Origin of the sequence: Sphingobium cyanobacteriorum, assembly GCF_030580935.1 — a bacterium.
Taxonomy (GTDB): Bacteria; Pseudomonadota; Alphaproteobacteria; order Sphingomonadales; family Sphingomonadaceae; genus Sphingobium; species Sphingobium cyanobacteriorum.
Map to the genome: position 1 here is coordinate 1 of NZ_JAUQOM010000061.1, position 2,345 is coordinate 2,345.

At 59.8% G+C, this 2,345-nt stretch carries 2 protein-coding genes; both read left to right on the top strand.

Annotated features, from left to right (window positions below):
* On the top strand, window positions 1-1,348 hold a 1,348-nt coding region (locus Q4610_RS21640; protein WP_304537836.1), incomplete at its 5' end, for a 3-hydroxyacyl-CoA dehydrogenase.
* Between the two features lie 28 nt (window positions 1,349-1,376).
* Window positions 1,377-2,345: acetyl-CoA C-acyltransferase (locus Q4610_RS21645; RefSeq protein ID WP_304537837.1), on the top strand; the 969-nt coding region annotated here is incomplete at its 3' end.

The following is a 2,345-nucleotide window of genomic DNA, read 5'->3' on the forward strand; positions in this document are numbered from 1 at the left end:
GCAGGTCTTGAAACGCGGTCGCGGGCGACCCTTCGTCTTCGACCAGACCGAAGCAATCTGGCAGGCAGTCACGGTTCCCTTCGATGACGCGCTCGCGTCAGCCCGCACCGCATTTCGGCGCCTTCGCGATTCCGATGAGTCGGCGGCCCTGCGGCATCTTTTCTTTGCGGAAAGACAGGCCGCGCGTATTGAGGGCCTTGCGGACGCTTCTCCCTTGTCGGTCAAGACGGTCGGTGTCGTCGGAGCCGGAACGATGGGCGCGGGGATCGCCGCCGCTTTTCTCGCAGCAGGCTATCCGGTGAAGCTTACGGACCTCAAAAAAGAGGCTCTGGCAAGCGCTCGGACCCGCATTGAAGGTTTTCTCGCGAAAGCCTCGAATCCCGCCGAGCTTACATTGGTCGATAATTTCGAGGAACTTTCAGATTGTGATCTGCTCCTCGAAGCTGCCTTCGAGGATCTGGCGGTGAAGACCGACCTCATGGCTCGTTTCGACAGTTTCGCTAAGGCTAACGCGATCCTCGCGACCAACACTTCCTATCTGGATGTCAATGTCATAGCAGCCGCGACGGCGCGCCCTCAATCCGTTGTTGGACTGCATTTCTTCGCGCCGGCACACATCATGAAGCTTCTGGAAATTGTTCGGGGCGATGAAACATCGCCGGAAGTCCTGCAGGCTGCTTTTGCGATCGCAAAACGGCTTCGGAAGGTCGCCGTTGTTTCCGGAGTCGGAGAAGGCTTCATCGGCAACCGCATATACAACGCTTACCGCGCGCAGAGCGAAGCGATGCTCATCGATGGCGCTAGCCCGGATGAAATTGATACCGCCCTTGAAGCGCTCGGTTTTGCCATGGGGCCGTTCAGCGTATCGGACCTGTCAGGGCTCGATATTGCTTGGGCTAACCGGAAGCGAAAGCAGGAGGCACGCGGGGAAAAGAGCGGTGACGTTCCGGTTCTCGAATGGCTCGTTGAAGCTGGGCGGCTCGGGCGAAAGACTGGTGCCGGCTGGTATCGGTATGACGATGGTCAGCGTGCGTCAGACCCAGACGTGAGAAATCTCATCGCGAAGGCGCGGGCGCAATATGGCGCTGCGCCGCGGTCGCTTGATCGGGACGAGATCCAGGAGCGCGCGCTTTGCGCGATCGTCAACGAAGCGCTGCTCGTTCTGGAGGACGGCATTGCTGCGCGATCGTCCGATATCGATCTCGTCCTGATCAACGGATACGGCTTTCCGAAATATCTTGGCGGGCCGCTCTTCTGGGCGAAACGTCAGCCGCGCGAACGGCTGGAACGCATTCTCGCAACCGTGGCTGGCGACGGCCGCGTCGGGAATCTCGCGTTGCTCGACTGAATCAACCCATACTCTATGGAGGAATCCGATGTCCGCAGCTTACATCTGCGCCTATATCCGCACGCCAATCGGCCGCTTCGGTGGCTCGCTCTCTTCCGTGCGGGCAGACGATCTCGGCGCCATCCCCTTGAAGGCGATCATGGCGCAAAATCCCAACCTCGACTTCGAAGCCATTGATGAAGTGGTGTTCGGATGCGCCAACCAGGCGGGCGAGGACAATCGGAATGTCGCGCGTATGTCGTCGTTGCTCGCAGGCCTGCCTGTCAGCGTTCCCGGCACGACCATCAACCGGCTGTGCGGCTCCGGCATGGATGCCACAATCACCGGTGCGCGCGCCATTGTTTCGGGTGAGGCTGATCTGGTAATTAGCGGCGGCGTCGAAAGCATGAGCCGTGCGCCGTTCATCGTGCCGAAAGCCGAGACGGCCTTCTCTCGCTCGATGGAGATCCACGACACAACGATAGGCTGGCGCTTCATCAATCCTCTCATGAAGAAGCAGTACGGGGTCGACTCGATGCCGGAGACCGCTGAAAACGTGGCGGATGAATTCAAGATCAGCCGCGATGACCAGGATGCTTTTGCTGTACGTTCTCAAGCGAAAGCCGCCCAGGCCCAGGCAAATGGCCGCTTCGCTAAAGAGATCACCCCGGTCACGATCCCGCAAAAGAAGGGCGACGCACTGATCGTCGACACGGACGAACATCCCCGCGCGACAACCATCGATGCTCTCGGCAAGCTCCGACCGATTGTCCGCGCCGACGGCACTGTTACGGCCGGCAATGCTTCAGGCGTTAATGACGGTGCAGCGGCGATCCTTCTAGCATCCGAAGCGGCCGTCAAGAAATACGGCCTGACTCCGATCGCACGCGTTCTTGGTGGCGCGACCGCAGGTGTAGCACCGAGGATCATGGGATTTGGCCCTGCGCCGGCGACCAAAAAGCTGATGTCCCGCCTTGGAATGCGCCAGGAGCAGTTCGATGTCATTGAGCTCAACGAA